This window comes from Microbacterium sp. H6 (assembly GCF_003314775.1).
In the GTDB taxonomy this organism is placed as follows: Bacteria; Actinomycetota; Actinomycetes; order Actinomycetales; family Microbacteriaceae; genus Microbacterium; species Microbacterium oxydans.
In genome coordinates this window covers 158,702-160,686 of sequence record NZ_QOAY01000306.1, presented here as the reverse complement: position 1 = coordinate 160,686, position 1,985 = coordinate 158,702, and the positions used below count along the sequence as shown (strand labels likewise).

Below are 1,985 nucleotides of genomic sequence, written 5' to 3'. Positions count from 1 at the left end.
GAGAGCGCCGCGGAGCCCCGCCGCGTCGGCGACGACCTCCATGCCCTTTCCCCCTCCCCCTGCGCTGGGCTTGACCAGCAGCGGATATCCGACGGTCTCGGCCTCTTCGGCGATCTCGGTGTCGGACAGTCCCTTGGCATCGAAGCCGGGGACGACGGGGACCCCGTACCGCAGCACATGATCGCGGGCGCGGGCCTTGTCTCCCATGATCTGCAGCGCGTCGACGGAGGGACCGATGAAGACGACCCCGCTCTCCTCGCAGGCCTCGGCGAGTCCGACGCTCTCGGAGAGGAAGCCGTAGCCGGGGTGGATGGCCTGCGCACCGGTGGCGCGCGCCGCGGCGATGACGGCGTCGATGTCGAGGTAGGAGTCGGCAGCGGGCGCTGGCCCGATCCGCACGGCCAGATCGGCCTCGCGGACATGAGGGCTCGTCGCATCGGCGTCGCTGTAGACGGCGACGCTGCAGATGCCGAGCGCCCGCAGCGTGCGGATCACCCTGCGGGCGATCTCCCCGCGGTTGGCGACGAGGACGGTGTGGAAAAGGACGTCGGACGACGTCGGTGCCGGATTCATGGACAAGGCACTCACATCCGGAAGATGCCGAAGCGCGGTTCGGGCAGCGGGCTGCGGGAGACGACGTCGAGGGCGAGGCCGAGGAGGTCGCGGGTCTGGGCGGGGTCGACGATGCCGTCGTCCCAGAGCCGCGCGGTCGCGTAGTACGGCTCGCCCTGGTGCTCGTACTGTTCCCGGACCGGGGCCTCGAAGGCTGCTCGCTCCTCCGCCGTCCAGGAGCCGCCGCGTGCGGAGAGCTGGTCCTCCTTGACAGTGGCGAGCACCGACGCGGCCTGCGCGCCCCCCATCACGGAGATGCGGCTGGCGGGCCAGGTCCACAGGAACCGCGGCGAGTACGCGCGCCCGCACATCGAATAGTTCCCGGCTCCGAACGATCCCCCGATGATGACGGTGAGCTTCGGTACACGGGTGCTGGCGACGGCCGTGACCATCTTGGCGCCGTCCTTGGCGATGCCGCCGGCCTCCGCGTCGGAGCCGACCATGAAACCGGTGATGTTCTGCAGGAAGAGCAGAGGGATCCCCCGCTGGTCGCAGAGCTCGATGAAGTGGGCGCCCTTGAGCGCCGACTCGCTGAAGAGTACGCCGTTGTTCGCGACGATGCCGACGGGGTGACCGTGGAGACGGGCGAAGCCGGTGACCAGGGTCGTGCCGTACTCGGGCTTGAACTCGAGGAACGAGTCGCCGTCGACCAACCGCGAGATGACCTCGTGCACGTCGTACGCGGCATTGACGTCGACAGGGACGGCGTCGTAGAGGCTGGACAGCTCGGAGGGAGCGCGGCTGCCGAGCACCTCCCAGGCCGGGGCGGCGGGAGGCGGGAGCGTGGCCACGATGTCGCGCAGGATCTCGAGGGCGTGCTCGTCGTCTTCGGCGAGATGGTCGACGACGCCGCTGCGTCGTGCGTGCAGCTCGCCGCCGCCGAGTTCCTCCGCCGTGACGATCTCCCCGATGGCGGCCTTCACGAGCGGGGGGCCACCGAGGAAGATGGTCCCCTGGCGGCGCACGATGACGGTCTCGTCGCTCATCGCCGGTACGTAGGCGCCGCCGGCGGTGCACGAGCCGAGAACGGCGGCGAGTTGAGGGATGCCCTCCGCGGACATGCGCGCCTGATTGAAGAAGATCCGCCCGAAGTGCTCGCGGTCCGGGAAGACCTCGTCCTGCTTGGGGAGGAACGCGCCCCCCGAATCGACGAGGTAGAGACAGGGAAGGCGATTCTCCAGCGCGATCTCCTGCGCGCGAAGATGCTTCTTGACGGTGAGGGGGAAGTACGTGCCGCCCTTGACCGTCGCGTCGTTGCAGACCACCATGACGTGCCGCCCGTGCACGAGACCGATACCGGCGATCACGCCCGCGCCCGGCGCCTCTCCCCCGTACAGGCCGTCAGCCGCGAGGGGCGCGACCTCGAGGAAGGG

Annotated in this window: 2 protein-coding genes; both read right to left on the bottom strand. The window is 69.9% G+C overall.

Annotated elements, in window-relative coordinates; all coding sequences use genetic code 11:
• Nucleotides 1-573: biotin carboxylase N-terminal domain-containing protein (locus tag DSP71_RS24475; protein ID WP_309472640.1), on the bottom strand; the 573-nt coding region annotated here is incomplete at its 3' end.
• Nucleotides 574-584: 11 nt separating this feature from the next.
• Nucleotides 585-1,985: carboxyl transferase domain-containing protein (locus tag DSP71_RS20820; protein ID WP_258546588.1), on the bottom strand; the 1,401-nt coding region annotated here is incomplete at its 5' end.